19 protein-coding genes are annotated in these 25796 nt (G+C 73.3%); 11 read left to right on the forward strand and 8 right to left on the reverse strand.

Going from position 1 to position 25796, the window contains the following annotated elements:
* Positions 1 to 95: 95 nt before the first annotated feature.
* Positions 96 to 305 (forward strand): helix-turn-helix domain-containing protein, encoded by a 210-nt coding sequence (locus tag TU31_RS03400; protein WP_018087470.1) that lies wholly within the window; start codon positions 96 to 98, stop codon positions 303 to 305.
* Entirely contained in the window at positions 305 to 868 is a 564-nt protein-coding gene (locus TU31_RS03405; protein WP_042148608.1) for a Clp protease N-terminal domain-containing protein, read from the forward strand. Before TU31_RS03400 ends, TU31_RS03405 begins: the two co-directional genes overlap by 1 nt.
* 81 nt (positions 869 to 949) lie before the next feature.
* Here the strand turns inward: TU31_RS03405 and TU31_RS03410 are convergent, their stop codons facing one another.
* A complete protein-coding gene (locus tag TU31_RS03410; protein ID WP_042148611.1) occupies positions 950 to 1831 on the reverse strand; it encodes an SCO6745 family protein in 882 nt (293 codons plus the stop codon).
* A gap of 363 nt (positions 1832 to 2194) precedes the next feature.
* Here TU31_RS03410 and TU31_RS03415 point away from each other — a divergent pair, with 363 nt between their 5' ends.
* Positions 2195 to 3367, forward strand: coding sequence for a serine hydrolase domain-containing protein (locus TU31_RS03415; RefSeq protein ID WP_042148614.1), 1173 nt, complete (start codon positions 2195 to 2197; stop codon positions 3365 to 3367).
* A 114-nt stretch (positions 3368 to 3481) separates the two neighbouring features.
* On the opposite strand, the gene TU31_RS03420 is transcribed toward TU31_RS03415, so the two are convergent.
* Together TU31_RS03420 and TU31_RS03425 are read right to left on the reverse strand one after the other, a co-directional pair.
* On the reverse strand, positions 3482 to 4642 hold the full coding sequence (locus TU31_RS03420) for a PadR family transcriptional regulator (protein ID WP_042148617.1): 1161 nt from the start codon (positions 4640 to 4642) through the stop codon (positions 3482 to 3484).
* Positions 4643 to 4644: 2 nt separating this feature from the next.
* Positions 4645 to 5574, reverse strand: a complete 930-nt coding sequence (locus TU31_RS03425; protein WP_042148620.1) for a DUF4097 family beta strand repeat-containing protein — start codon at positions 5572 to 5574, stop codon at positions 4645 to 4647.
* Positions 5575 to 5771: 197 nt separating this feature from the next.
* Here TU31_RS03425 and TU31_RS03430 point away from each other — a divergent pair, with 197 nt between their 5' ends.
* Positions 5772 to 6206 (forward strand): hypothetical protein, encoded by a 435-nt coding sequence (locus TU31_RS03430; RefSeq protein WP_042148623.1) that lies wholly within the window; start codon positions 5772 to 5774, stop codon positions 6204 to 6206.
* A gap of 116 nt (positions 6207 to 6322) precedes the next feature.
* Here TU31_RS03430 and TU31_RS03435 read toward each other — a convergent pair whose 3' ends face one another.
* Positions 6323 to 6505: a DUF6104 family protein gene (locus TU31_RS03435; RefSeq protein ID WP_018087464.1), complete on the reverse strand. Its 183-nt coding sequence runs from the start codon at positions 6503 to 6505 to the stop codon at positions 6323 to 6325.
* 153 nt (positions 6506 to 6658) lie between these two features.
* Between TU31_RS03435 and TU31_RS03440 the strand changes: the two genes are divergently transcribed.
* The 7 genes from TU31_RS03440 (at position 6659) to fxsT (ending at position 18888) form a co-directional block, all read left to right on the forward strand.
* Positions 6659 to 7078, forward strand: coding sequence for a CU044_2847 family protein (locus TU31_RS03440; protein ID WP_042148626.1), 420 nt, complete (start codon positions 6659 to 6661; stop codon positions 7076 to 7078).
* Entirely contained in the window at positions 7078 to 9312 is a 2235-nt protein-coding gene (locus TU31_RS03445; protein WP_042148629.1) for a VMAP-C domain-containing protein, read from the forward strand. The genes TU31_RS03440 and TU31_RS03445 overlap by 1 nt, the downstream gene beginning before the upstream one ends.
* 348 nt (positions 9313 to 9660) lie before the next feature.
* Positions 9661 to 10716 carry an AAA family ATPase gene (locus TU31_RS03450; RefSeq protein ID WP_042148632.1) on the forward strand — a complete coding sequence of 352 codons (1056 nt, stop codon included), beginning with the start codon at positions 9661 to 9663 and terminating at the stop codon, positions 10714 to 10716.
* Between the two features lie 5 nt (positions 10717 to 10721).
* Complete coding sequence (locus TU31_RS03455; RefSeq protein WP_245698387.1) at positions 10722 to 14105, forward strand: SAV_2336 N-terminal domain-related protein; 3384 nt, start codon at positions 10722 to 10724, stop codon at positions 14103 to 14105.
* A 105-nt stretch (positions 14106 to 14210) separates the two neighbouring features.
* Positions 14211 to 14429 carry a YxD-tail cyclophane-containing RiPP peptide gene (locus TU31_RS03460; RefSeq protein ID WP_042148635.1) on the forward strand — a complete coding sequence of 73 codons (219 nt, stop codon included), beginning with the start codon at positions 14211 to 14213 and terminating at the stop codon, positions 14427 to 14429.
* Positions 14430 to 14588: 159 nt separating this feature from the next.
* The gene (locus TU31_RS03465; RefSeq protein ID WP_042148638.1) at positions 14589 to 15743 is read left to right on the forward strand and encodes an FxsB family cyclophane-forming radical SAM/SPASM peptide maturase; all 1155 of its coding nucleotides are present in this window, start codon (positions 14589 to 14591) and stop codon (positions 15741 to 15743) included.
* Positions 15744 to 15876: 133 nt separating this feature from the next.
* Positions 15877 to 18888, forward strand: coding sequence for an FxSxx-COOH system tetratricopeptide repeat protein (fxsT, locus tag TU31_RS03470; RefSeq protein ID WP_042148640.1), 3012 nt, complete (start codon positions 15877 to 15879; stop codon positions 18886 to 18888).
* A 102-nt stretch (positions 18889 to 18990) separates the two neighbouring features.
* Here the strand turns inward: fxsT and TU31_RS03475 are convergent, their stop codons facing one another.
* The 4 genes from TU31_RS03475 to TU31_RS03490 form a co-directional block, all read right to left on the reverse strand.
* Positions 18991 to 22794 (reverse strand): multifunctional oxoglutarate decarboxylase/oxoglutarate dehydrogenase thiamine pyrophosphate-binding subunit/dihydrolipoyllysine-residue succinyltransferase subunit, encoded by a 3804-nt coding sequence (locus TU31_RS03475; protein ID WP_042148643.1) that lies wholly within the window; start codon positions 22792 to 22794, stop codon positions 18991 to 18993.
* A gap of 237 nt (positions 22795 to 23031) precedes the next feature.
* Complete coding sequence (locus tag TU31_RS03480; protein ID WP_042148646.1) at positions 23032 to 24156, reverse strand: sensor histidine kinase; 1125 nt, start codon at positions 24154 to 24156, stop codon at positions 23032 to 23034.
* A complete protein-coding gene (locus TU31_RS03485) occupies positions 24153 to 24893 on the reverse strand; it encodes a response regulator transcription factor (RefSeq protein WP_042148648.1) in 741 nt (246 codons plus the stop codon). Before TU31_RS03485 ends, TU31_RS03480 begins: the two co-directional genes overlap by 4 nt.
* A 73-nt stretch (positions 24894 to 24966) precedes the next feature.
* Positions 24967 to 25719: a spermidine synthase family protein gene (locus TU31_RS03490; RefSeq protein WP_042148650.1), complete on the reverse strand. Its 753-nt coding sequence runs from the start codon at positions 25717 to 25719 to the stop codon at positions 24967 to 24969.
* Positions 25720 to 25796: the final 77 nt, after the last annotated feature.

A 25796-nucleotide genomic window follows, 5' to 3' on the forward strand; every position in this document is an offset into this window, starting at 1 on the left:
TCGGAAATCTCTCAAGTGTGCTTGCCTGGGTCGAGTTGCGGCCAGCCTGTCAACGATGGTTGGCACCCTCGACGTGTCAACGTACATTGACATCCATGACCGAAGCAACGGATCTCGCCGAGCGGGCCGGCGATCGGGACCCCAGGGTCGGGCTCCGGGCCGTGGCCGCGCTCCGTCGGCTGCTGGAGCAGCTCGAAGCAGTGCAGGTGCGCAGTGCCCGTGCGCAGGGCTGGTCGTGGCAGGAGATCGCGGCGGAGCTGGGTGTCAGCAGGCAAGCGGTGCACAAGAAGCACGGGAGGCGCTGATGTTCGAGAAGTTCACGGCCGGGGCGCGTGCGGTGGTGCGTGGTGCGGTGGAGCAGGCGGACCGTACGGGGAGCGCGGCGATCGGCGAACCGGAGCTGCTGCTCGCGCTGCTGGAGCGCACGGATTCCCCGGCCGCCGGGGTGCTCGCCGCCCTCGGTGTCCACGAGCGGCGGGAATCGGTGGCGGACGCCCTCGCGCAGGTGCGCCGGCGCGGCGGGGTGTCGACGGCCGACGCGGCGGCGCTGGCCGGGATGGGGATCGATATCGACGCGATCGTGGCGCGGGTGGAGGAGGCCCACGGGGTCGGCGCGCTGGCCTCCGACAGGACCGCCGGACGCCGGAAGCGGGTGCGCCGGCCGTTCACTGCGGAGGCCAAGGCCGTACTGGAGCGCGCCCTGCGGATCGCGGTCGGCCGGGGTGAGCGGTCCCTCGGCGATGAACATCTGCTGCTCGCGCTGACCGCCGGGCCCGGACCGGCCGGAGCGGTGCTCGCCGACCACGGGGTGACGCACGACGCGGTGGTGCGGTGGCTGGACGGGACGCGGGGCCGGCGCGCGAGTTGAGCCGGGCGGGCGGTCCCGCCGGTGAAGGGGCCGCCGCGTCACCGCCGGGCAGGCCGCTGCGACACCCCTGCGGGCCCGCCCCTACGGGTGGCCGACCTTCACCTTCCCGATGCCCAGGGTGCTGTGCCGGGGGAGATAGCCCGCCTCGAAGACCGCGCAGAGGAGCGGCGTGAGCAGCTGCGCCAGCCGTTCGGCGCGGGAGTGGCCCAGCGCCCGCCACGGTCCGGCCGCCAGCCGGTCGGTGGTCCGCTCTATCGCCTCGCGCTCCTTGTGGGCGCGGTCGGTCGCGGTGCCGTCCGGGGCGATCCAGCCACGGGCGGCGAGGCGGTGCCGGGCATCGCTCCACTCCTGTGCGCTCCAGCCGCGCCCCACGAAATCGGCGGCCGGCGCGGCACCTATCGCGGCGAACGACACCAGGGCCTCGCACGGATCGAGTTCGCAGGTCAGCAGGGCCGCCAGATGGCCGTCGCCGCGGTGTTCGCGCAGCACGGTCGCGGCCTGCCAGAGCACCAGATGGGGCGCGTCCGGCCAGGGCAGATCGCGGTTGGCGGCGGCCAGCGGGCGGGCGGCGGGACCGGCGTTCTCGGCGGCCTGGCGGGCGAGTCCGGCCGCCTCGGTGAGCTGGGCGGTGGTCAGCCGGCCGTCGACGAGGGCGGTCAGTGCCCGGTCCATCGCCACCAGCCGGGCGTCCAGCACCTTGGCCGGTTCCGCGACGGTCCAGATCCGGGGGAGGTACCGGGTGATCATCCGCGGGCTGAAGGTGTAGTACGTCGCGGCGACCAGCTCGGGCCCGGCGGCGCCCAGCGGGGCCGTACGCCAGGCGAAATAGCTGGGCCAGCGGGAGGCGACCTCATGGCCGAGGCCGGCGGCGACCTGGCGTGCCTCGGGGGCGAAGTACAGGATGGCGTGCAGTGGCTCCAGCAGGTGCCACATCCGGCGGGCGACCGCAAGGTATTCCGACATCGCTTTCCCTCATGGCCTTCACGATGCGTGCGCAGACGGGAGACGTGGACAATGGTCCGGAACACGGCCGTCGGCCCCGCGGAATCGGGCAGCTGGGGCTCCCTGGAACCCGGTGCCGGACGAAAAGCCGTGCGAAGTAGTGACTTCCCCGATTACGCCGCGTGAATCCAGACCGCAGATGGCAACTGTGGGTAACAGAAGCCCGGTTGGGGGAATCCGGTTCCGGCCGCCGTGGGCCCGGGGACCCACCCTCCCCTCGCGTAACGGAAATTCGGTCGAACCCGGGCGGCCGCGCACGTACGGTGTCCCGGCCGCGGTCCACGGGGGGGCCGGGGCCGTACGACGCGAGGAAGCGAGCCGCAGATGCCACAGCACGGATGGGCCGACGAGGGCTTCGGGGCCGTCGCGGACGCCTTCGCCCGGAATTACGCCGAGGGCCGCGAACTCGGCTCCGCCGTGGCCGTGTTCGCCGACGGGCGCAAGGTCGTCGACCTGTGGGGCGGGACCGCCGATGACCGGACCGGGCGGGCATGGGACGAGGACACCGTCCTGCCCGTCATGTCCGTGGCCAAGGGCCTGATCGCGGTCTGTGCCCATCTGCTCGCCCAGCAGGGGACGTTGGACCTCGACGCCCCGGTGGCCGACTACTGGCCGGAGTTCGCCCAGCGGGGCAAGGAGGCGATCACCACCCGGATGGTGCTCGCCAACACCGCCGGAATCCCGCTCGCCGAGAGGCAGTTGACCTTCGAGGAGCTGACCCGGTGGACACCGGTGATCCGGGCCCTGGAGGAGCAGCCGGTGCTGTACGAGCCCGGCACCGCGTATGAGTACCACGCGCACGCCTTCGGCTTCATCGTCGGCGAGCTGATCCGGCGGCTGACCGGCCGTACGCCCGGCAGGTACTTCCGCGAGGCCATCGGCGACGCGCTGGGGCTGCGGACCTGGATCGGGATGCCGCAGGCGGAGGTGCCGCGGCTGGCCCGGCTCGCCGAGGCCGAGGGGCGCTCCCCGCTGCCGAGCGCCGACCTGCTGCCCATGCGGGCCCTGACGATGAACGGCGTACTGCCCTTCCCCGGTCTCGACGATCCGCACGGCTACAACTCGCCCGCCCTGCTGACCGCCGAATTCCCCGCCGCGGGCGCGGTCTCGTCCGCGGGTGGGCTGGCGGCCCTGTACGCGGCGGTCGCGACCGGTGTGGACGGTGCGCCGCGGCTGCTCGGCGCCGACACCGTGACCGACGCGGTCCGGCAACTGTCGGGCGGTGCTTCCTGGTCGGGGTTCCCGGACCTCGGCGCCCGCTGGGGCAGCGGCTTCCTCGTCGACTCGCCGTTCCGCCGGCTGCTCGGTGCGCGCTCCTTCGGCAACAGCGGTGCGGGTGGTCAATTCGCCTTCGGTGACGACGAGTTCGGCGTCGGCTTCGCCTATACCGCCAACCTGATGGGCGCCGGTGGCGACCCGCGGGTCGACCGGCTCATCGGCGCGCTGCGGACCTGCGTCGGGGCACCGGAGCCCGCGGAGCCCGTGGCGGGAGGCTGAGCGGACGGCCACGGCGCAGAGCTGACCGGACGGCCGCGGCGGGGCGGGCACCCTGAGGCGCCCGCCCCGCCGCGGTGGCGCAAGATCCCGTTATTTACGGCCCGCCCCGGCGGCTCAGTCCTCCCGGTCCGAGCCGGACGCGTACTGCTCCGGGTGGCGCAGCAGCGCGCCGATATGGGCGGCGGCCGTCGACAGCCGGCGGCGGGACTCCCGGAGTTGTGCGGCGGTGACCCCGTGATCGCGCGCCGCGTCCCGCAGATCGTCGCGGAAGCGGTCCAGCAGCCGGTCGAAGTCCCGGGCGGGGTCGTCGCCGGGCGCTTCCCGCGCCCACTCCGGGGCCGGCGGAGCCGCGGCCGCCGCGTCCTGACCGGGGGCTTCCCCGGCCTGATCGACGCGCTCGACCGTCACCTCGGTCCCGTTGTCCCGGCCGGCCGCCCCGGTCGTGCCCGGCTCGCCGTCGCTCCGCCGGGCCTCGGACGGACCGCCGGTGAAGCGGCCGACCTCGCGGGTCACCTCGGACAGCGCCTCGCGCACCGCGCCCGACCAGTCGCCCGACCGCACCGCGCCCTGGGCCTGCTCCTGGACGCGCTTGAGGACCCGCTGGACCTCCTCGCGTGCGAACGCCTGGGCATCCTTGGCCTGCTTACGGGCCCGCTGGGCGTCCTGCTTGGCGCGCCGGCTCTCCTCCTTGGCCCGCCGGGCCTGCTCCTTCCACTCCTCCTTGGCGCGGCGGAACTCCTCCTTCGCCTGCTGCCAGGACTCCTTGTCGCCGAACGCGCCGTCGAAGTAGTCGGCGGCATCCGGGAACGGCCGCCCGCCGGCGTCGTCCCCGGCGTCCGCGGTCCGTTCGCCGGTCCGCCATGCCTTTCCGGAGCCCCGGGCGTCCCGGCGGGCCTGCTGGGCGGCTTCCCGGATCTCGCGGCGCAGATCCCGCGCCGAACCGCTGACGTCCTCCCGGATGTCGGAGGCGAGCGCGGCGACCGACTCCCGGATCTCCAGTTCGAGGTCGGCCAACTCGCCGCCGCGGTCGGCGAGTTCGGCCCGTCCGGCGTCGGTGAGCGAGTAGACCTTGCGGCCGCCCTCGGTCGTGTGGGTCACCAGGCCCTCGGCCGCCATCTTGGCCAGCCGGGGGTAGACCGTGCCGGCGGAGGGGGCGTAGAGGCCCTGGAAGCGTTCCTCCAGGAGGCGGATGATCTCGTAGCCGTGCCGCGGGGCCTCGTCCAGCAGCTTGAGGAGGTAGAGGCGCAGGCGGCCATGGGCGAAGACGGGGGGCATGCTCAGAGCACCTTCTTCTCGGCGGGCGGGTCGGTGGGGGAGTCCCCCTGCGGGCCGGGGGCCGGGACGCCGCCGGGGCCGCCCGGCGGGTCCTCGCCCTCGAAGGCGGGGCGGCGGAGCAGGGCCAGACCGCCGGAGACGGTGGTGACCTTGAGGGTGCCGGTGCCCGCGCCGAGCGCGCCGGTGATCTTCTTGGCGCCCCACTGGCCGGTGACCCGCAGATCGTCGAAGGCGTTGGAGACCGTGCCGCTCGCGGTGTTGGCCTCCACCGTGGCGTCGGCCGGGTCGGGCAGCCGGATGGCGACCTCCCCGGAGACCGTGGTCAGGGCGATGTCCGCGCCCTGGGCGGGGTCCAGGTCGAGGACCATGTCGCCGCTGACGGAGTCCGCGCGCACCGCACCGCCCGCCCCGTCGATGACGGTCAGATCCCCCGAGACGGAGTGGAACCGCAGATCGCCGGTGACCGACTGCACCTCGACATTGCCGGAGACGGTGTCGGCCTGCACCCTGCCGGTCAGTCCGACGAGCGTGGCGTCACCGGAGACCCCGCGGACGTCCGTACGCCCCGAGATGCCGGAGACCACCGCGCCGGCCCCGACCACGCCGACCTCCACGCGGGTGCCGGCCGGCACCGTCACCGAGATCACCGCGCTGCGGTTCCAGCCCTTGCGCTCCAGGAACTTCAGGAAGCCCTTCCAGGGGAGGTCGTCGTAGGCGACCGAGAGGGTGCCGTGGTCGCACGAGACGGTCAGCGGCGGGCCGTGCAGCTCGCTGATCTCCACGCGGGCCGGGCTGCCGTCCGAGGTGCCGACGACGTTCACGGTGCCGCCGACCACGCGCACGCTCAGGGCGTCGAAGGGGTCGGAGATCTCCAGCGTGCGTGGCTCGGCCACCTGTACCGGTCGCTGTGACCACTCGCTCCGGGCTGACATTCCTGGCCTCCCCTGATAGCCGGGCGACGCAACATATCGCGTCTCGTGGGCAACACGATATATCGCGGATTGTGGAAGTCAAGTGCCGGTACCACGCAGGCGTGATCGCCGCCGCCGGGTGCAACCGCGAGCCGTGGCAGGGGAGTCCTGGTGAGTGACCACCGATGTCATGGCGTCTGTCATAGAGGAGTTGAACTGTGCGTACCTCCACGGGGCTGATCTCGACGCTGGTGCTCGGCGCCGCCCTGAGCCTGCCGGTCACCGCCGCCCATGCGGCTCCCGCCGAGGCTTCGGTCTCCGCCGCCGCGGCGTCCTGCCACGGGCTGATCACGGATGCCTACTCGCTGAACAACAAGGCCATTTCGGCGAGCCGGGCAGGCAGCTACAAGAAGGCCGCGAAGCGCAACCACGCGACGGAGGGGAAGATCGTCAACGCCCTGGGGGCGTGCCGGCACGCGCGCCACCGGGCGGAGATCCGGCGCGCCCTCGACGCTGCCCGGAACGACATCCAGGGCGCCGAGCACCACAACAAGAAGGCCTACATCGAGCACGACCGGCGGGCCGGGCGGGCGGCCCTCAACGACGAGTACGACGCGCAGCGCCGTCTGCGCGACGCGGCCCACTACTCCTGATCCAGGATTCCGCCGGGACGGTCCGTCTCCCTTCCGGGAGCGGACCGTCCGCCGATGACCCGGCCGCCGGGAAGCGGGGGCGCCGGGGCCCCGGCCCCGGCCCGCTCCCCGGTGGCTTATTCGTCCTCGTCCTCGTCGTCCAGGCGGGCCAGCCAGGTGGCCAGCCGCTCCACCGGTACCTCGAAGTCCGGATTGAGATCGACGAACGTACGCAGCTGGTCGGCCACCCACGCCAGGGTGACCTCCTCCTCGCCGCGCCGGTTCTCCAGCTCCTCGATGCCACGGTCAGTGAAATACACGCGCTCTCCACCAGGGGTCATGGGTCATTCCCGGCCAGGATAGGCAGGCTCACGGACCTCTCGCGCCACAGACGCCCGACGGCTAGCCTGATCACCTGTCAACGGTCCTGCGGCAATTGGGAAATTGCCGCCCACGGGGCGCAGGAGGCCGTGATGCAAGATCGCGCACAGCGCATCGAACTTCCCGACGGTACGGAAGTCTGGGCCCGGGTCTCCCGGCTGGACACCCCGGCGCCGGACGGGACGGACGACGCGGACGGGGAATTCGAGGACGTCGGCGCCTGGGACGCGCTCGGGGCCCGGGTCGAGGGGCTCCGCGAGGTGATCGGCGGCGTCGCCGCCAGCGTCCGGCAGGCCACCGAACGGGTCGCGCCGCACGAGACCAGTGTGACCTTCGGCGTGGAGCTGTCGGCCAAGCCGGGCAAGGCCGTCGCCCTGCTCGCGGACGGCGAGGCGAAGAGCAACCTCTCCGTCACCCTCACCTGGCGGCGTGCGGACCGGGAGCCGTCCGGGGACGCGCCACACGGGCCGCATACCGCCGACCGCCGGGAGCCGGACGATTCGAGCCGCTGATGTCGACCTCCGAGGGCCGGGCCGCCGGCCGCGGTGACCGCGCCCGCTACACACAGCTCCTCGAACACGCCGGACGCACCACCGTCGCCCTGCGCGCCGCACCGGGCGGGGCCGCCGCCCGCCCCTGGGGCAGCGGGGTGCTGATCGCCCCGGGATGGGTGCTGACCTGCGCCCATGTACTCGCGGCGAGCGACGGGCGGCGCCGCGAGACGGGCCCGGACGGGGTCTTCGGCGTCACCTTCGACGGCCGGGTGGTGCCCGCCCGGCTCGCCTACGACCTGAGCCGGCCCGACCCGGCCGCCGGGCCCGCCGCCGTCCGCGCCGACCTCGCCCTGGTCCAGCTGCTCGACCCGGCGACCGAGCACCCCTGCGCCTGGCTCAGCGATCAGCCGGCGACGCTCCTGGAGGACGCGTACATCTTCCGCGGCCACGACGCGTCGGGCGCGGTGACCGAGAGGGACGGCGACGCGGGCACGGTCCGCCGGGGGGAACACGCCGTACGTGACGCCGGTGACGGAGGCGACCCGCGGGACGGGGGCCCCGGGCCGGGCGACGGCCCCGGCGCCCGGGGGCGCGGCGAGCACGGGGCGCCCGCCGGTCCGCGCGCCCCCGCACCCTCCGTCGACCCCTTCATCGCGGTCCGCTTCGGCGCCCGCGATGCCCGGGGCCTCCAGTTCGGCAGCGATGTCCGGGTCTCACCGGGGGCCTCCGGCGGGCCGCTGCTCGACTGTGACCGCGGCGAGGTGGTCGGCATCGTCAAGGGCCGCCACCAACAGGACCATGTCGGGCTGGCGGTGCCGGTCACGGCGCTGCGCGGGCTGGGGCCGGAACACCTGGTCGCGGGCGCCGAGGGCCTGGGGCCCGACCCGTACCACGCGCTGATGAGCCTGCACGACCGCTGGCACTGGGCCGGTCAGGATCTCGGCCGGGCCGTCGGGCCCACCTGGTTCGACGCCCAGCACACGATCATGGCGGGCCGCGGCCGCCTGTGGGGCGTCCAGGAACGGCTCCAGGCGCTGGACCTGCTCGCCCGGCTGCCCGCACCGCGCGATCCGCTGGTCGTGGAGGCCGCGGTCGGCGAGGTACTGGAGCGCGGCGAGCGGCCCGGAGCCTGGCTGCTGCGTACCTGGCGGGACGGGCACGGCGCCCTCTACCAGGGCAGCGACCCGTACACGGAGCTGCGCGCCTTTGTGCACTATCTGCGGATCGTGGCGCAGCTGACCGCCGACGAGGTGCGCGACGCCCCGGGCGAGGAGGCCGCCGCGGTCCGCGAACAGGCCACCAGGCTCGCGGAGTTCGTGCAGGCCAAAGCGGTGGTGCTGCAGCCGCAGGACCGCCGGAGGATAGGGCCGGTACGCCGCCGGCCGTGCTCCGTGCTCGTCGAGTTCGAGCCGCTCTTCTACGACGAGGGCGGGCAGGAGCTGTTCAACTGGTCGGTCAGCGAGGGCTACGGCCAGGGGCAGTGGCTGCGGGTGGATGTCCAGGAGTCGGCCGGCGGGGTGCCGTTCGAGCAGGCGCGGGAGCAGGTGCTGCGGCGGCTCGGCGGGCGGCTGCTGCGGGCCGACGGCGATGCCGGGCCGAATGCCCGGGTGCGCCTGGAGGTCGCCGTCCCCGAAGGCCACTGGGACACCGCCGCCGGCCAATGGGAGGTGGCGGCCTCGACCCGGCGCACCGCCCGGCTGCGGCCGGTGGGCCCCGGGCGCGCGGTGATCCTGCGCGACCAGGGGCGGCGCGAGCAGGTCGACCCGGCCTGGCTGCGCCGCTGGCAGGGCCTGGCCGCCGCCCGTGAGCTACAGGCCCTGCGCATCCCGCCGCGGCCGGGCGCCGACGGCCGGTCCCCTTCCGCCGAGGCGATCTGGCGGCTGCTGGAGACGGCCGGCGAGGGCGCGCTGCCGGCGCTGTGCCACGCCGTCGCCGACGGGTTCGGCCGGGACGCGGTCGGCGTCGCCCTGGACACCGGCTTCCCGGCCGGGCTGTGGCCGGCCCACGGGCACGGCGAGGAACGGGACTGCGACGCCGGCTGCGAGGAGTTCCACCGCGGGGTGCGGGAGCTGCTCCAGGGGTCGGGCGGGGTGGCCCGGCTGCCCGAGCTGGTCCGGCAGTTGCGGGCGAAGGCCGCGGAGGCCGCGGAGGAGGGCACGCACTGGGCGCGCGATCTGGTGCTCCTGTACGACGACCCGGAGGACCCGATTCCGCCGCTCTTCACGGACCGCCCGCAGATGTCGCCGCGATGAGCGGTACGGGGCGCCGCCCCCTGGCGCTCCGGGCGCCGCGTACGCCCCGTACACCTCGCACGCGCCCGGTGCCCGGCCGGGCGGCATCCGCCCCTCCCGCGGCAAGTCACGCCCCGTACCTGGCACTTGAGCGCCCGCGATGCCCGTGCGGGAGACCGGAAACCGCCCCGTGTGCTTCCGTCCGGGTGGGTACTGTCATAGCGTCGTGGAAGACTTGTTCGTGAGGACGCGACTGCGTGACTGTGGGTGGCGGACGCGGGGGGAGGCCGAGCGGATGCCGATGTCTCCGGCGGTCCGCCATGACCATCGCTCCTGACCGAGGCCTGGCCGGCGACGAGGAGTTCCGACGTGAGCGACTGGCTCATCTACCGTGGCGCGGGGGCACCGCACGACGGAATTGAGCATCTTCCGCCGCCACCCCCCTGGCGCGATTTCGACGGCGGCCCCCTCGTGGCGCCGCCGGCCGCCCTCGACCCCTCCTCCGAGCGCAGGCTCGGCGTGCAGCACCGGGAGGCCAGCCACCACCGCCCCGGCGAGACCGAGCGCGAGCTGGTCAACGCCGCCCTCTATCTGCGCCGCCCGCTGCTGGTGACCGGCGCACCGGGCAGCGGCAAGAGCACCCTGGCCCATTCGGTGGCCTACGAACTCGGCCTCGGCCGGGTGCTCGGCTGGCCGGTCGTCAGCCGCAGCACCCTCCGTGACGGCCTGTACGACTACGACGCCATCGGCCGCCTCCAGGATCTCCAGATCGCCCGCGCCGCCCCGGCCACCGCGGAGGGTGCGGCGGCGGCCGGCCCGGACCCCACCGACGAACCCGGCGGCGGTATCGGCCGCTATATCCGCCTCGGCCCGCTGGGCACGGCCCTGTTGCCGGCCGCCCGGCCCCGGGTGCTGCTCGTCGACGAGCTCGACAAGAGCGATATCGATCTGCCCAATGACCTCCTCAATGTGCTGGAGGAAGGGGAGTTCCGGATTCCGGAGCTGGAGCGGCTGGCCGGATCCGCCCCCGAGGTGGAGGTGCTCAGCGACGACGGCACACGGGTGACGGTGCGCGACGGCCGGGTGCGCTGCCGTGCCTTCCCCTTCATCGTCCTCACCAGCAACGGCGAACGGGACTTCCCGGCGCCCCTGTTGCGCCGCTGCATCCACCTCCATATCCCGGTGCCCGACAAGGAGCGGCTCGCCGCCATGGTGCGGGCGCACTTCGGCGAGGGGGCGGCGGAGCGCTACGAAGCGGTGATCGACCGCTTCCTGGACCGCGAGCCCGGCGATGTCCGCGCCGTCGATCAGCTCTTCAACGCCATCCACCTGACCCAGAGAGCGGGCTGGACGGACGAGGACGAGGAGGAGACGCGGCGGCGTCTGACGGCGGAGCTGATGCGGCCTCTTGACCGGACGAGGTGAGTCCGGTGCCCCCTGGGGAGCCCGGCCCGGGCCCCCTCGACGAACTCGTCGCCCGGCTGACCGCGGCGGGGCTGCCGGCCGACGCCCGCGGGATGGCCGATGCCCTCTGGCTCGCCCAGTGGATCACCCCGGGCCCCTCGCGGGCCGAGGGCACCACGGACGCCGGGCCCACCCACGGGGACCCTCCGGACCGTACGGATTCAGCCACTTTCCGGGTGGGGCCCGCCGTATCTGCTGAGTTCTCGGGGACAGGTGGGACCGCAGCGGCCGGCAGCGGGAGCGAAACGGCGGACGGGGACCCCGCGCCGGCCGTGCTCCAGCAGGGCGCCCGGCGCCGGGTCGCGGAGCTGCTGCCCACCCGTGACCCGGGCGAGACGCCCGCGCGGTTCCCCGACCCGGACCGGCAGCGTCTCGGCGAGGTCGCGGTCCCGATCGCCTCCGCGTTCCCCGGACTGCTGCCGCTCCAGCGCGCGCTGCGGCCCATCCAGCGCTACCGCCCGCCGGTCGCCCCGGTCCCCCGGAGGCTGGACGAGCCCGCCACCGCCGAGCTCTCCGCCCACGCCGAAATGATCATCCCGGTGCTGCGCGGGGTGCACCGCCGGGCGGCCGGTCTGCGGCTCCTGATGGACGGCTCGTCCTCGATGGCCGTCTGGGAACAGATGCTGCACGACCTGCGCCAGGTCTGTGAGCGGGTCGGCGCCTTCCGCGACGTCACGGTGCACTACCTCCATCCGCACGGCCCGGACGTGGGCGTCGCGGCGGCCCCCGGCCCCGGCCGTCCGCTGCGCCCCGCCGACCAGCTGCACGACCCGACGGGCCATCACCTCACCCTCGTCGTCAGCGACTGCGCGGGCCCCCTCTGGCGGGACGGCCGGATGCAGCGGCTGCTCTACCGCTGGGCGGCCGACGCCCCGCTCGCCGTCGTCCAGCCGCTGCCGCAGCGGATGTGGGCGCGCACCCTGCTCCCCGCCGTCGCCGGCACCCTCGTCCGCCGCCAGGGCCCCTACCAGGCGCTCGGCTTCCGCCCGGCCCGGCGCCGCCGCCGTCCCGCCGGGCCTCCGGGCACCGCCGAAGCGCCCCGTGAGCGCGCCATTCCGGTCCTGTCCGCCACTCCCTCCGCCCTCGGCTCCTGGGCCCGGCTGGCCGCCGCCGACGCCGGTCTCTCGCTGCGCGGTGCGGCCTCCGTCGTCCGGGCCGACCACGGCACCGAACTCCCGGCCGGACCGCCGCCTGCGCCCGGGCCCGCCGCGCCGGCCCGTATGGTCCGCGAGTTCGACCAGCAGGCCTCACCGGCCGCCCGGCTGCTCGCCGTCCATCTGTCGGCCGTGCCGCTCGCGCTGCCCGTCATCCAGCTCGTCCAGCGCGCGATGCTGCCGCAGACCGGCCCGGCCGAGCTGGCCGAGGTGCTGCTCAGCGGACTGGTCACGCAACTCCCGCCGGACGAGCGGCCGTCGGGCGAGCAGGCCGGGGTGAGCGGCCCCTGGTACGACTTCGCGCCCGGTGTACGCGATGAACTCCTCGCCCGGCTCAGTGCGGGGGAGGCGGCCCTGGTGCTCAAGCACTGCTCGCTCTACGTCGAGCGCACCTTCGGCCGCAGCGCCCGCAACTTCCCGGCCGTCGCGGTCGCCATGCTCTCCGGCAGCGGCCGGGAGCCCGAGACCGGCCAGCGGGCCGTCCCCGAACCCTTCGCCCGGGTCTCGGAACGGGTGCTGCGCCGCTTCGAACCCGCGCTGCGCCCGCCCGCCCGCCGGCCGTACGCGACCGACGGACCCGCCGCGGAAGGCGCGGCCCTCCTGGAGCGCTACGAACAGGACCGCGCCGGCCGGGACCTGATCGAGGCGGTCCGGCTGCTGCGCGCCGCCACCGAACGCCTGCCGGTGGCCGGCACCGACCTCGCCCGCGCGCTGCTGCACGCCTGGGCGACCTGGCGCCAGCCGGACGCCCTGGAGGAGGCGGAGCACGCGGCCCGCGCCGCCGAACGGGCCACGGCGGGCGAGCCCGTCGACGACCAGGAGGGCGCGGCGGCGGGCCGGGAGGCCGAGCGCACCCGGGCACTGATCGTGCTCGGCCGGGTCGGCCACGCCCGCGCCCGGGAACGCCGCGCGGCCGGCACCCCCGCCGAGGAGCGCACCGCGCTCGCCGACGCCGCCCGCCATCTGCACGCCGCCTGCGGGCTGATGAGCCTGCTGGACCCCCGCGTTCTGGAGAGCATGGTGTTACGCACCGAGGTCCTGCGCCGCCTGGCCGCCCTGCCGCCCGTACCGAGCACCGACGGGGCGACCGACCCCGACCCCCTCGACGAGGCGGAACGCTCGCTCACCACGCTCCTCGACCAGTGGCCCAGTGGGGAGCAGGTGCCGGGCGAGGTCTATGCCGCCCGTGGCGGTGTGCTGCTCGACCAGGCCCGGCGGGCCGCCCACGGCGACACCGAAGGGCCGCGCCCCGCCGAGGCGCTCGCCGTCCGCGCCGCCGACGACCTCGACACCGCCGCGGTCCTGCTGCGCCGCCGCGGTGGCGCGGCCGACCGGCTGGTCTGCGAGACCCTGCTCGACCTCGCGGCGGCCCGCCAGCTCAACGGCGGCGCGGCTCTGCCGTCCGTGCTGCCCACCCTCGAACACGCCCGTGCGCTGGCCCATGAACTGGACGACCGGGCACTGGAAGCGGACAGCCTGCGCCGTACGGCCGCCGCCCAGCGCGCCGTGCACACCCGTACCGGCGATCTCACCGCGCTGGACGCCGCCATCGCCGCGCTGGCCGCCGCCCTCCGGCTGACCACCCCCGATTCGCCCGAGCACAGCGCGCTGCTCGCCGAGCGCGGTGCGGCACTGCTGCTGCGCGCCCGGCTGGAGCCGGCCGGGGAGCCGGGCAAGCGGCTGGCCAACGAGGCGGTACACGTCCTGCGCGAGGCGCTGGGGCGGGTCGCGCCGCAGGACCCCGACCTGGGCAGTCACCGGCTGCTGTTCGGCCGCGCCCTGCGGCTGCGCTACGAACGCCAGCCCTCGCTCGCCGATCTGCACGAGGCCGACTGGATCCTGGAGCTGGCCGCCCGGGGCGCGGACGTACCGGACGCGGTGGCGGCCGAGGCATGGCTCGAAGTGGGCGATGTGCAGCTGCTGCTGGACCGCCGCTTCGACTCCCGTGAGCGCCATGACCGGGCCGCCGCCTGCTACCGCCGGGCCGCCGCGGCCGCCCGGCGGGCCGACAGCGCCCTGCCGGCCGCCCGCGCCCACCACCGCCGCGGCGAGGTCCTGGAGGTCACCGCCGGACCCCGGTCCGCGCTGCACGCCTACCGTGAGAGCTGGGAGCAGTGGCAGCGGGCCGGCGAGGACACCGGCCCCGAGGCCCAGCGCACCCGTGCCCGTATGCGCGCCCTCGAATCCACCGCCTGACCGCCCCGAGCACCCCGTCCGGCTGCCTGGCCGTCCGCAGCGGAACGTGTTTCTGTGGACGGCAGTTCGGGAACACACCCGTCCAGCCGGCCAGAGGAGAGCAGCGTGGCGACTACCCCCCGCACCGAACCGGCTGTGGCCGCCCCGCCGGGGCCGTCGGCCGAGCGGCTGCCGGACTTTGCCGGGGTCGACGTGGGCGTTCTGGCGGCACGGACCGACCATGCGGTGCTGGGCGAGGTGGCGGCGCTGCTGCTGCGCAACTGGCCGTCGGCGGAGGACGCCGTCGCCTACTACGAGGACGGTCCGGAGAAGGTCTTGCACTGAGGGTCGAGAACGGTTGTTTTTGGGCAAACGTGCAAGGAAACCGGCCAGTTGCTGGGGGAATTCGGTTCTTCGCCCGAAGGCGGAGCCATGTACCAGGCAGCGGGCCGGAATCGGCGAGCCCGTACCTCGACGCAGGCAGACGAGAGCAGGGGGCGACCCGTGGCGGGGGAGAAGACCGGCCCGACCGCTGTCGTGCCCTTCCGGCAGTTCGTGCTCAAGGTCCACAGCCGCTGCAACCTCGCCTGCACCTACTGCTACATCTACGCCGGGCCGGACCGCAGCTGGCGCGCGCGCCCGCCGGCCGTCCCGGCCGCCACCATGCGCCAGACCGCCCTGCGAATCGCCGAACACGCCCGCACTCACCGGCTGCGCGAGGTCCGGATCGATCTGCACGGCGGCGAGCCGCTGCTCACCGGCCCCGGACCACTGCTGGCCCAGGCCGCCGCGGTCCGTGCCGCGCTGCCCGCCGGCTGTACCGCCGAATTCGGGGTGCAGACCAACGGGACGCTGCTCACCCGGGACATGATCGACACCCTCGGCGCCGCAGGGTTCCGGCTCGGCCTCAGCCTCGACGGCGGCACCCCCGGCCTCAACCGCCGCCGTATCGACCACGCCGGGCGGCCCTCCTGGCCCGCGGTCTCCCGCGCCGTACGCCTGCTCCACGACCGGCCCGATGTCTTCGCCGGCATCCTGTGCACCATCGACGTCACCGCCGCCCCCGCCGAGGTCTACGACTCACTGCGCGCCCTGGACCCCCCGATGGTCGACTTCCTCCTCCCGCACGCCAACTGGACCAGCCCGCCGCCCGCCCCCCTCGGCCCGGCCGGCCGCACCCCGTACGGCGACTGGCTGTGCACCGTCTTCGACCTGTGGTGGGACGGCGGCCCCGGCCCCCGCGTACGGGTCTTCACCGAAATCCTCGGCCTCCTCCTGGGCCGCCCCAGCTCCAGCGAGGCGGTCGGCCTCTCCCCGGTCGTCGCCCTGGTCGTCGACACCGACGGCGCCATCGAACAGGTCGACTCGCTCAAATCCACCTACGAGGGCGCCGCCGCCACCGGCCTCGACGTCTTCCGCCACACCTTCGACGACGCCCTGGCACACCCCGGTATGGCCGCCCGCCGGAGCGGCCGGGACGGCCTCGGCGCACAGTGCCGCGGCTGCGCCCTGGTGGAGGTGTGCGGCGGCGGCAACTACGCCCACCGCTATCGCGCGGACGCCGGCGGCTTCACCAACCCGTCCGTCTACTGCGCCGACCTGGAGCGCCTGATCCGGCACATCGCGGCCCGCCTGGACGCCACGGTCGCCCTCAACTGACCTGCGTCCGAGATGACCTGACGCACTGTCGTCATATGGAGGGACACTTGGGCTATCGTGCCAAAAAGCCAGGGCGTGCCTGATGAGACAGCCTCTCCGCGCGCGCACCACCGCATCCCAGGGAGACGGTCGCATGGTCGATCAGGCCCATTTTTCCGGTCCCACCGGCTCCAACGAACACATCACCATCAGCTACGCGGGCTTCACCCGGCCCTGGGCCGCCTGGATCTCCCATCAGCTGGAGCAGCAGGGCCACGGCACGACCATGCTGCGCTGGGACCCCCAGGTGGACACCGCGCTGGTGGAGGAGCTGTCGGGGCTGCTGGAGGCCGAGGGCCGGCTGCTGATGGTGCTGGACGACTGGTATTTCCGGCTGGGCCCCAAGACGCAGGACGAGTGGACGGCCGCGCTGCGCGAGGTGGTCTCCGCGCACGCCGACCGGTTCGCCGCGGTGAGCGTGGCCACCCAGAGCCTGCCCGCCACGGCCTCCCTGCTGCGCCCCGTCGACCTGCGTGACCTGGACGCCCACGAGGCCAACCGCCGGGTACTGCAACGGCTCGGCATCGCGGCGCCGGGCCGGGCCGTGGACGAGGACGCGCCCGGCGCGCCCCGCTTCCCGAACAACCCGCCCGAGGTGTGGAACATCCCGCGCCGCAACAACCGCTTCACCGGCCGCGACCACGTCCTCGAAGCGCTGCACGGCAAGCTGGCCGGCTCCGGCGCGGGCGCGGGCCCGCCGCTGGAGACCCGGCTCGCGCTGTACGGCACCTCCGGCGTCGGCAAGAGCCAGATCGCCGCCGAATACGCCCACCGCTTCGGCAACGACTACGACGTGGTGTGGTGGATCAGCGCCACCAACCGCGGCGCCGCCCGTGAGCAGCTCGCCGAACTCGCCACCCGGCTCGGCCTGCCCGTGGGCCGCGAGCTGGGCGACCGCATCCGCGCCGTCCACGAAGCGCTGCGCGTCGGCCGCCCCTACCGCCGCTGGCTGCTGATCTTCGACAGCGCCGACGACATGGAGTCGATCGAGGACCTGGTCCCCGACGGCCGTGGCCATGTCCTGATCACCACCCTGACCCGCGACTGGTCGGGCTCCGGCAGCGCACAGGAGATCGAGGTGCCGCCCTTTGAGCGCGTCGAGAGCGTCGCCTACGCGCGGCGGCGTGCCCCACGGCTGACGCCGATGGAGGCCGATCTGCTCTCCGAGGCGGTCCAGGACCTGCCGCTGCTGCTCGCCCAGACCGCCGCCTGGCTCGACGCCAACCCGATGGCCCCCAAGGAGTACATCGAGCTGATCCGCCGCGGCGAGCCCAGCCTCGTCGGCATCCGGATCTCCTCCGACTACCCCATGGCCTTCCAGACGAGCTGGGCCATAACTCTCAACACGCTGCGCGAACGCAGCCCGGCCGCGGTCGAACTCCTCAAGCTGTTCGCGTTCTTCGCCCCGGACACCATCCCCGTGCCGATGCTCGCCCGGGCCCGCCGCGGTGACCTGCCCGAGCACCTCGCCGACCTGGCCGCCGAGCCGATCAGCTGGAACACCGCGCTGCGCCGGCTGACCGAGTCCACCGCCGTACGCCTCGACTACCAGGTCTCCCAGGACGCCGACCCGGCCGTGGAGACCGCGCTGATGCACCGGCTCTACCACCGGTTCCTGCGCAGCGACATGACCGAGGACGAGCGCGACCTGATGTCGGCGTGCGCCTGCCGGGTGCTGGTCACCGCCGACCCGCAGAACCCCGCCGACACCCGCTACTGGGAGCGCTACGCCGAACTCATCCCGCATCTGGAGCCGGCCGGCGTCCTCGACAGCCCCGAGCCCGCGGTCCAGCAGCTGCTGCTGAACTGCGTGGAATATCTGCGGGTCCGCGGCGAATACCGCATGGGCCTGCGGCTGTGCGAACAGTTCATGTCCCGCTGGCGCACCCGCCTCGCGGCCACCCAGCGCACCATGCTCGTCCTCACCCACCAGCACGCCAACATGCTGCGCCGGCTCGGCCGCTACCGCGAGGCCGAGGCGGTCGGCAGCGCCGTCGTCGACCAGCTCGCCGCCGAACGGGACCCCTCCGACGCCGATCTGCTGCGGGCCCAGGACGGGCTGGCCGGCACGCTGATCGCGCTGGGCTCCTACGAGCAGGCCTACGACCTCTTCGACGCCGTCTGGCGGGCCTACACCGAGCTGCTCGGCCCGGAGGCACCCCGCACCCTCTCCTCGCGGCACAACCTCGGCAGTGTCCTGGCGCTGCTCGGCCGGTACGAGGAGGCGCTGGTCACCCATCGCGAGGTGCTGTCCTTCCGGGAGCGCGAGCTGCGCGCCCGCCACCACCTCACGCTCAACGCGGGCACCGCCTACGCCCGCACCCTGCGCCTGCTCGGCCGTTACCGCGACGCCACCTCCAGCCAGGAGCTCAACGCCCGGCTGCACCTCCAGGTGATGGGCGCGCACACCCCGCAGACCCTGCGCGCCGAGCACAATCTCGCGCTGTGCCTGCGCCGCTCCGGCGAGGTCACCCGGGCCGCCACCCTGCTGGCCGATCTCGTCGAGCGCTCCCGCCGGGTGCTCGGGCCCCGCCACCCCGAGACGCTGATGGTGCGCGCGGACCATGCCACCTTCCTGCGGGAGCACGGCGATCTCGGGCACGCCCGCGACCTCGCGGAGGAGGTCGCCGAGCGTTACCGGGCCCTGGCCGGCGAGCGCCATCCGTACACCGTCGGCACCCTGGGGAACGTCGGGCTGGTCCGGGGGGAGTTCGGGGACCCGGCCGACGCGCTGGACCTCGCCGAACGCGCGCTGAGCGGGATGGCCGAGGCCATGGGGCCCGGCCACCCCTGGACGCTGGGCTGTGCGCTGAACGCCGCCGCGGCCCGCAACCGGGTGGACGACGAGGAGGGCGCGGTGGAGCTGGGCCGCGACACCCTGGAGCGGGCCAAGGCGAGGCTGGGGGACACCCATCCGCTGACCCTCTCCGCGAAGACCGCGCTGTCCGAGGACCTGCGGGCGCTCCGCCGCGGCCAGGAGGCGGCGAAGCTCGAACAGGAGGCGATCCAGCAGCTCTCCGAGACCCTGGGCGCCGAGCATCCGCACACCCTGTCCGCCCGGCGCCGCCGCCGCCCGTACTGGGACTTCGAACCGCAGCCCGTCTAGGACCTGACGAGGGGACTTCGCCCCACGCATGCGGAAGGGCCCGCCCCCACCGGGGACGGGCCCTTCCGCTGGTGCCTGCCGGTTCTCCGGCGGCCCGGACGCTTACGCGTCGAAGGCCTCCGCGACCAGCTGCGCCTGCTCTGCCTGGTGACGCTTGGCGGAGCCGACGGCCGGCGACGAGGAGTGCGGCCGGGAGATCCGGCGCAGCCGCTCGCCGTGCGGGACATCGGCGCCGACGGCCAGGTCGAGGTGGTCGATCAGGTTGAGGCCGAGGAACGGCCAGGCACCCTGGTTCGCCGGTTCTTCCTGGGTCCACAGGTACTTCTCGGCGTTCGGGAACTTGGCGATCTCCGCCTGGAGCTCCTTGCCGGGAAGCGGGTAGAGCCGCTCGATACGGACGATCGCGGTGTCGTTTGCACCGCGCTTCTCCCGCTCGGCCTCCAGGTCGTAGTAGACCTTGCCGGAGCAGAAGATGACCTTGCGGACATCCTCGGGCTTGACCGTGGAGTCGCCGATGACGGGGCGGAAGCCGCCCGACGTGAACTCATCCGTCCGCGACGCCGCGGCCTTCAGACGCAGCATCGACTTCGGGGTGAAGACGACCAGCGGCTTGTGGTGCGGGTTGTGGACCTGCCAGCGCAGCAGGTGGAAGTAGTTCGACGGCAGGGTCGGCATGGCGACCGTCATGTTGTTCTGCGCGCACAGCTGGAGGAACCGCTCGATACGGGCCGAGGAGTGGTCCGGGCCCTGGCCCTCGTAGCCGTGCGGGAGCAGCAGGGTGACGCCGGACGTCTGGCCCCACTTCTGCTCCGCCGAGGAGATGAACTCGTCGACGACCGTCTGGGCGCCGTTGACGAAGTCACCGAACTGCGCCTCCCACATGACCAGCGCCTCCGGGCGGGCCAGGGAGTAGCCGTACTCGAAGCCCATCGCCGCGTACTCGCTGAGCAGCGAGTCGTAGACGTTGAAGCGGGCCTGGTCCTCGGAGAGGTAGAGCAGCGGCGTGTAGTCGTCGCCGGTCTCCCGGTCGATGAGCACCGCGTGCCGCTGGCCGAAGGTGCCACGGCGGGAGTCCTGGCCGGCGAGCCGGACCGGGGTGCCCTCCATCAGCAGCGAGCCGACGGCCAGGGTCTCGCCCATGCCCCAGTCGATGGCGTTGTCCTCGACCTGGGCCGCGCGGCGCTGGAGCTGCGGCATCAGACGCGGGTGGACGGTGACCCGCTCGGGGATGTTGACCTGGGACTCGGCGATCCGCTTGACGACCTCCTGGGAGATCGCGGTGTCCACGTAGACCGGGAACTCGGCCTTGGGCTGCGGCACCTCGGGGGCCACCGGGGCCGTCGTGGCGTCGCGGACCTCGGTGAAGACCTTCTCCAGCTGGCCCTGGAAGTCCTGGAGCGCCTGCTCGGCCTCTTCCAGCGTGATGTCGCCACGACCGATGAGGGACTCGGTGTAGAGCTTGCGCACCGAGCGCTTCTTGTCGATCAGGTCGTACATCAGCGGCTGGGTGAAGGCCGGGTTGTCCGACTCGTTGTGACCGCGGCGGCGGTAGCAGATCAGGTCGATGACGACGTCCTTGTTGAACGCCTGGCGGAACTCGAAGGCCAGACGGGCAACGCGGACGACGGCCTCGGGGTCGTCGCCGTTGACGTGGAAGATCGGCGCCTCGATCATGCGGGCCACGTCGGTGGCGTACATGGACGAACGCGACGACTCCGGGGCGGCGGTGAAGCCGACCTGGTTGTTGATGACCACGTGCACCGTGCCGCCGGTGCGGTAGCCGCGCAGCTGCGACATGTTCAGCGTCTCGGCGACCACGCCCTGGCCGGCGAACGCCGCGTCACCGTGCAGCTGGATCGGCAGGACCGTGAAGTCCGTGCCGCCCTTGTTGATGATGTCCTGCTTGGCGCGCGCGACACCCTCGACGACCGGGTCAACGGCCTCCAGGTGGGAGGGGTTGGCGGTCAGCGAGACCTTGATCTGCTCGCCGTCCAGACCGGTGAAGGTGCCCTCGGCGCCCAGGTGGTACTTCACGTCGCCGGAGCCGTGCATCGACTTCGGGTCGAGGTTGCCCTCGAACTCGCGGAAGATCTGCGCGTACGACTTGCCGACGATGTTCGCCAGGACGTTGAGGCGGCCGCGGTGGGCCATGCCGATGACGACCTCGTCGAGGCGCGACTCGGCCGCGGAGTCGATGACCGCGTCCAGCAGCGGGATGACGGACTCGCCGCCCTCCAGCGAGAAGCGCTTCTGGCCGACGTACTTCGTCTGGAGGAACGTCTCGAAGGCCTCGGCGGAGTTCAGCCGGCGCAGGATGCGCAGCTGCTCCTCGCGCTCGGGCGACTTGTGCGAGCGCTCGACCCGGTCCTGGATCCACTTGCGCTGCTTGGGGTCCTGGATGTGCATGAACTCGATGCCGGTGGTGCGGCAGTACGAGTCACGCAGCACGCCCAGGATGTCGCGCAGCTTCATCATGGACTTGCCGGAGAAGCCGCCGACCGCGAACTCGCGCTCCAGGTCCCACAGGGTGAGCCCGTGCTCGGTGATGTCGAGGTCGGGGTGCTTGCGCTGGTGGTACTCCAGCGGGTCGGTGTCGGCCATGACGTGGCCGCGGACCCGGTAGGAGTGGATCAGCTCGAAGACCCGGGCGGCCTTGGTGACGTCGTCGTCGTGCGAGGCGTCGATGTCCTTGAGCCAGCGGACCGGCTCGTAGGGGATCCGCAGCGACTTGAAGATGTCGTCGAAGAACTCGTTCTCGCCGAGCAGCAGCTGGCTCATGATCCGCAGGAACTCGCCGGAGGCGGCGCCCTGGATCACCCGGTGGTCATAGGTGCTGGTCAGCGTCATGACCTTGGAGACACCCAGCTTGTTCAGGGCGTCCTGGGAGGTGCCCTGGAACTCCGCGGGGTAGTCCATCGCGCCGACGCCCATGATCATGGACTGGCCGGGCATCAGGCGGGGCACGGAGTGCACGGTGCCGATGCCGCCCGGGTTCGTCAGCGACGCGGTGACTCCGGTGAAGTCGTCCATCGTCAGCTTGTTGTCGCGGGCCCGGCGGACGATGTCCTCGTAGGCCTGCCAGAACTCGAAGAAGGTCAGCGTCTCGGCCTTCTTGATGGCGGCGACGACGAGCTGGCGGTCACCGTTCGGCTTCACCAGGTCGATGGCGAGACCGAGGTTCACGTGCTCGGGCTTGACCAGCGTCGGCTTGCCGTTCTTCTCCGCGAAGGAGTGGTTCATCGACGGCATGGCCTTGAGGGCCTGCACCATCGCGTACCCGATGAGGTGGGTGAAGGAGACCTTCCCACCGCGGGCGCGCTTGAGGTGGTTGTTGATCACGATGCGGTTGTCGAAGAGCAGCTTCACCGGGACCGCGCGGACGGACGTGGCCGTCGGCAGCTCCAGGGAGGCGTTCATGTTCTTCGCAACGGCGGCCGAGGGGCCGCGCAGGGTGATGAACTCGGGACCGGCCGGAGCCGAGCCCTCCTCGGCGGCCGGCTTCGCGGCGGGCTCGGCCGGAGCGGCCTTCGCGGGCTCGGCCTTCGCCGGAGCGGCCTTCGCCGGAGCGGCCTTCGCCGGTGCCGGAGCGCTCGCGGCGGGCTTCGCCGGGGTGGCCGGCGCGGCGGCGGCCGGCTTCGGCTCGGCTGCGGGCGCGGCCGACTGCGCCGGGGCGGCCGGAGCGGGGGCAGCACCCTCCGCCGCCTGGCCCGGCGCGGTGGCACCGCCCGGCTTGTAGTCAGCGAAGAAGTCCCACCAGGCTCGGTCTACCGAGTTCGGGTCCTGGAGGTACTGCTGGTAGATCTCGTCGACGAGCCACTCATTGGGACCGAACGCAGCAGCAGGGTTCTTACCCTGCCCCTCTTGGTCGGTCGAGATGCTCGAGCTGTTGGGGGACTGTAGCGACACGGCGGCAACCGCCCTCTTCCGCTTCCTAAGGTGGTGGACAGCGGGAATAAAGGCTACGCCTGTTGTGACCCTTGGTGCAGGCCGGGAGGGGCACTCGTCGTGTACGTCACATTCCCGGCCGGGTTTCGGGGCATGACTTGGCGGGAAACACACGAAGTTTGCCTCTGTGCGGGTAGGAGTGATCACCACCACACCCGCGGGGGAGTGCTTCCACCACCGACCCTACGTCAGCGGCCGTCAGCTTCGAGCTGACTCCAGCCCCGGAAGAGTGACGCGGATCCGGCAACCGCGGGACGATTCCGCGACGCCGATGCGTCCGCCGTGCAGATCCACCGCCCAGCGGGCGATCGCCAGGCCCAGGCCCGTACCGCCGTCGCTGCCGGGGCCCGAGGGGGCCGGGCCGCCGCGGTTGAACCGCTCGAAGACCCGGTAGCGCTCCGCCTCGGGGATGCCGGGGCCCTCGTCCTGCACCTCCAGCACCAGGCTCTGCGGCCCCTCGCCCCGCCGTGCGTGCACGGTGACCCGGCCGTGCCGGGGGCTGTGCTTGATCGCGTTGTCGATGAGATTGGCCACGACCTGGTGCAGCCGCTCGGCGTCCGCGTGCGCGGTCAGCTCCGGCGGCGAGACGTCGAGGTGCAGATGGACGTCCGTACGGGTGTGGGTGCCGGAGCCGGCCACCCCGGCCAGCGTGGCGGCGCCCCGGCTCATGTTGGCCTCCTTGAGCACCCCGGACAGATACGGCCAGACCTCGAAGCGGCGGGCGTGCAGCGGCACCACCCCGTTGTCCAGCCGGGACAGGTCCAAGAGGTGCTCGACCAGCCGGCCCAGCCGCTCGGTCTGCTTCAGCGCCGTACGCATCGTCTCCGGGTCCGGCTCGCAGACGCCGTCGACGACGTTCTCCAGGACGGCCCGGAGCGCGGCGATGGGGGTGCGCAGCTCGTGCGAGACATTGGCGACCAGCTCCTTGCGGTGGGTGTCCACCGCTTCCAGATCGGCCGCCATCCGGTTGAAGGCGTTCGCCAGGTCGCCGAACTCGTCGCGGCGCTCCGAGCGGACCCGGCGGCTGTAGTTACCGTGCGCCATCGACCGGGTGACATCCGTCATCTCGTCGAGCGGGGCGGTCAGGCTGTTGGCCACGAACTGGGTGATCAGCAGCGAGGCGATGATCGAGAAGATCGTGATCACCCGCAGCTCGGTCGCCGAGTGCATCGCGACGAACACCAGCAGGGTGGTGATGATCACCGAGACGCTGACCAGCGCCCCGAGTGCGGCCTTGACGGAGCGGTACGGGTCCAGCGGGCGCAGCCCCTCCCAGACGCGCTGCCACAGCTCGGTCAGACGGGTGCGTGGCGACCGCGTCATGCGGCCGGGGTCTCCAGGGCGTAGCCGACGCCGTGGACGGTGCGGATCCGCTCGGCGCCGATCTTGCGGCGCAGCGCCTTGATGTGGCTGTCGACCGTACGGGTGCCGGAGGCGTCGGCCCAGTCCCACACCTCGGCCAGCAGCTGCTCACGGGAGAGCACCGCGCGCGGGGTGTTCGCCAGGCAGACCAGCAGATCGAACTCGGTGGGCGTCAGATGGACGTCCGCGCCGCGCACCCGCACCCGGCGCTGGGCGTGGTCGATCTCCAGCTCGCCCAGCCGGAGGATGCCGCTGCGCGGGGTGTGCGCGGCCAGTGCGGCGCGCTCGACCCGGCGCAGCAGCACGTGCACCCGGGCGGCCAGCTCCCGCATCGAGAACGGCTTGGTCATGTAGTCGTCGGCGCCGACGCCGAGGCCCACCAGCATGTCGGTCTCGTCGTCCCGGGCGGTGAGCATCATCACCGGCACCGGACGCTGGGCCTGGACCCGGCGGCACACCTCCAGGCCGTCGAAGCCCGGCAGCATCACATCGAGGACCAGCAGATCGGGCTGCCAGGCCTCGGCGGTGTCCACGGCGGCCGGGCCGTCGGTGGCCGTCTGCACCTGGAAGCCCTCGGCGCGCAGCCGGGCCGCGATGGCCTCGACGATCGTGGGGTCGTCCTCCACGACCAGCACCCGGCGCTGGGCACCCGGCGTGGCCGCGGCGGCGCCGCCCTGCGTTGTCTGAGTCTGGTCCATCGCCCGCCCCTGCATGTCCCTGCGTGGTCGCGTCTTGCTGGGCAGCAGCGTACGGGCATGGTGTGACTGTCGGCTACGCGCCCTTCCGCGCGAGATGGACCACGTCCGGGACGCCTCGGACAACGGGGATCTCTTCCGTATGTACCCCGCTGAAACCGGCATTTCGCAGTGCTTCCTCGAAGGCCGGTGAGGGCTGCGCGGACCAGACGGCGAGCACTCCGCCGGGGGTCAGACGGTCGCGGCAGGCGGCGAGTCCGTCGGGGGAGTAGAGGCTGTCGTTGTCCTCGGTGACGGTCCAGTCGGGGCCGTTGTCGATGTCCAGGCACAGGGCGTCGTAGGTGTCCCGGACCGCCTCCGTGCGCAGGTGGGCGACCAGGTCGGTGTGCAGGATCCCGGTGCGTGGATCGGCCAGCGCGTCCGCCGAGACGGCCGACAGCGGGCCGGTGCGGTGCCAGTCGATGACCGCCTCCTCGCGCTCGACGACGACGATCCGGCCCCAGCGCGGCTGCCGGGCGGCGCGGGCCAGGGAGAAGCCGACACCGAGGCCGCCGATCAGGACGGAGGGGTGGGCGCGGCCGGCCGGCAGCGCGTCCAGCGCGGCGTCGATCAGCAGCCGCTCGGACCGGCCGTCGGAGGTGTCCATCAGGAAGCAGCCGTTGGCGATGATCTCGTAGATCACCGGTGCCGCGGGGGTGCCGGGGCCGTCGGTGCCGGGCCCGCCCCGCTGCCGCAGTACCACCTCGCCGTACGGGCCCTCGCGGCGGTCGAGCGTGCGCGGGGCCTCGGGGGCGCCGGTCCTTGCCTGCGTCGGTGTCACGGGAGCCATGGCGCCATGGTGGCCAATACGGGGTGCGCCGGTCCAACGCTTTGGAGACGCGTTCCCCCGTCGTCTGCCCGGACGTG

The sequence above is a fragment of the Streptomyces lydicamycinicus genome (assembly GCF_000829715.2).
GTDB lineage: Bacteria > Actinomycetota > Actinomycetes > Streptomycetales > Streptomycetaceae > Streptomyces > Streptomyces lydicamycinicus.

Excerpts from the sequence above, each read along its gene's own strand:
- TU31_RS03445 (WP_042148629.1), top strand. The coding sequence starts at position 7,078 with ATGTCGACCTCCGAGGGCCGGGCCGCCGGCCGCGGTGACCGCGCCCGC.
- TU31_RS03415 (WP_042148614.1), top strand. The coding sequence starts at position 2,195 with ATGCCACAGCACGGATGGGCCGACGAGGGCTTCGGGGCCGTCGCGGAC.
- TU31_RS03440 (WP_042148626.1), top strand. The coding sequence starts at position 6,659 with ATGCAAGATCGCGCACAGCGCATCGAACTTCCCGACGGTACGGAAGTC.
- TU31_RS03420 (WP_042148617.1), bottom strand. The coding sequence starts at position 4,642 with ATGCCCCCCGTCTTCGCCCATGGCCGCCTGCGCCTCTACCTCCTCAAG.
- TU31_RS03410 (WP_042148611.1), bottom strand. The coding sequence starts at position 1,831 with ATGTCGGAATACCTTGCGGTCGCCCGCCGGATGTGGCACCTGCTGGAG.
- TU31_RS03400 (WP_018087470.1), top strand. The coding sequence starts at position 96 with ATGACCGAAGCAACGGATCTCGCCGAGCGGGCCGGCGATCGGGACCCC.
- fxsT (WP_042148640.1), top strand. The coding sequence starts at position 15,877 with ATGGTCGATCAGGCCCATTTTTCCGGTCCCACCGGCTCCAACGAACAC.
- TU31_RS03480 (WP_042148646.1), bottom strand. The coding sequence starts at position 24,156 with ATGACGCGGTCGCCACGCACCCGTCTGACCGAGCTGTGGCAGCGCGTC.
- TU31_RS03490 (WP_042148650.1), bottom strand. The coding sequence starts at position 25,719 with ATGGCTCCCGTGACACCGACGCAGGCAAGGACCGGCGCCCCCGAGGCC.
- TU31_RS03485 (WP_042148648.1), bottom strand. The coding sequence starts at position 24,893 with ATGGACCAGACTCAGACAACGCAGGGCGGCGCCGCCGCGGCCACGCCG.
- TU31_RS03405 (WP_042148608.1), top strand. The coding sequence starts at position 305 with ATGTTCGAGAAGTTCACGGCCGGGGCGCGTGCGGTGGTGCGTGGTGCG.
- TU31_RS03425 (WP_042148620.1), bottom strand. The coding sequence starts at position 5,574 with ATGTCAGCCCGGAGCGAGTGGTCACAGCGACCGGTACAGGTGGCCGAG.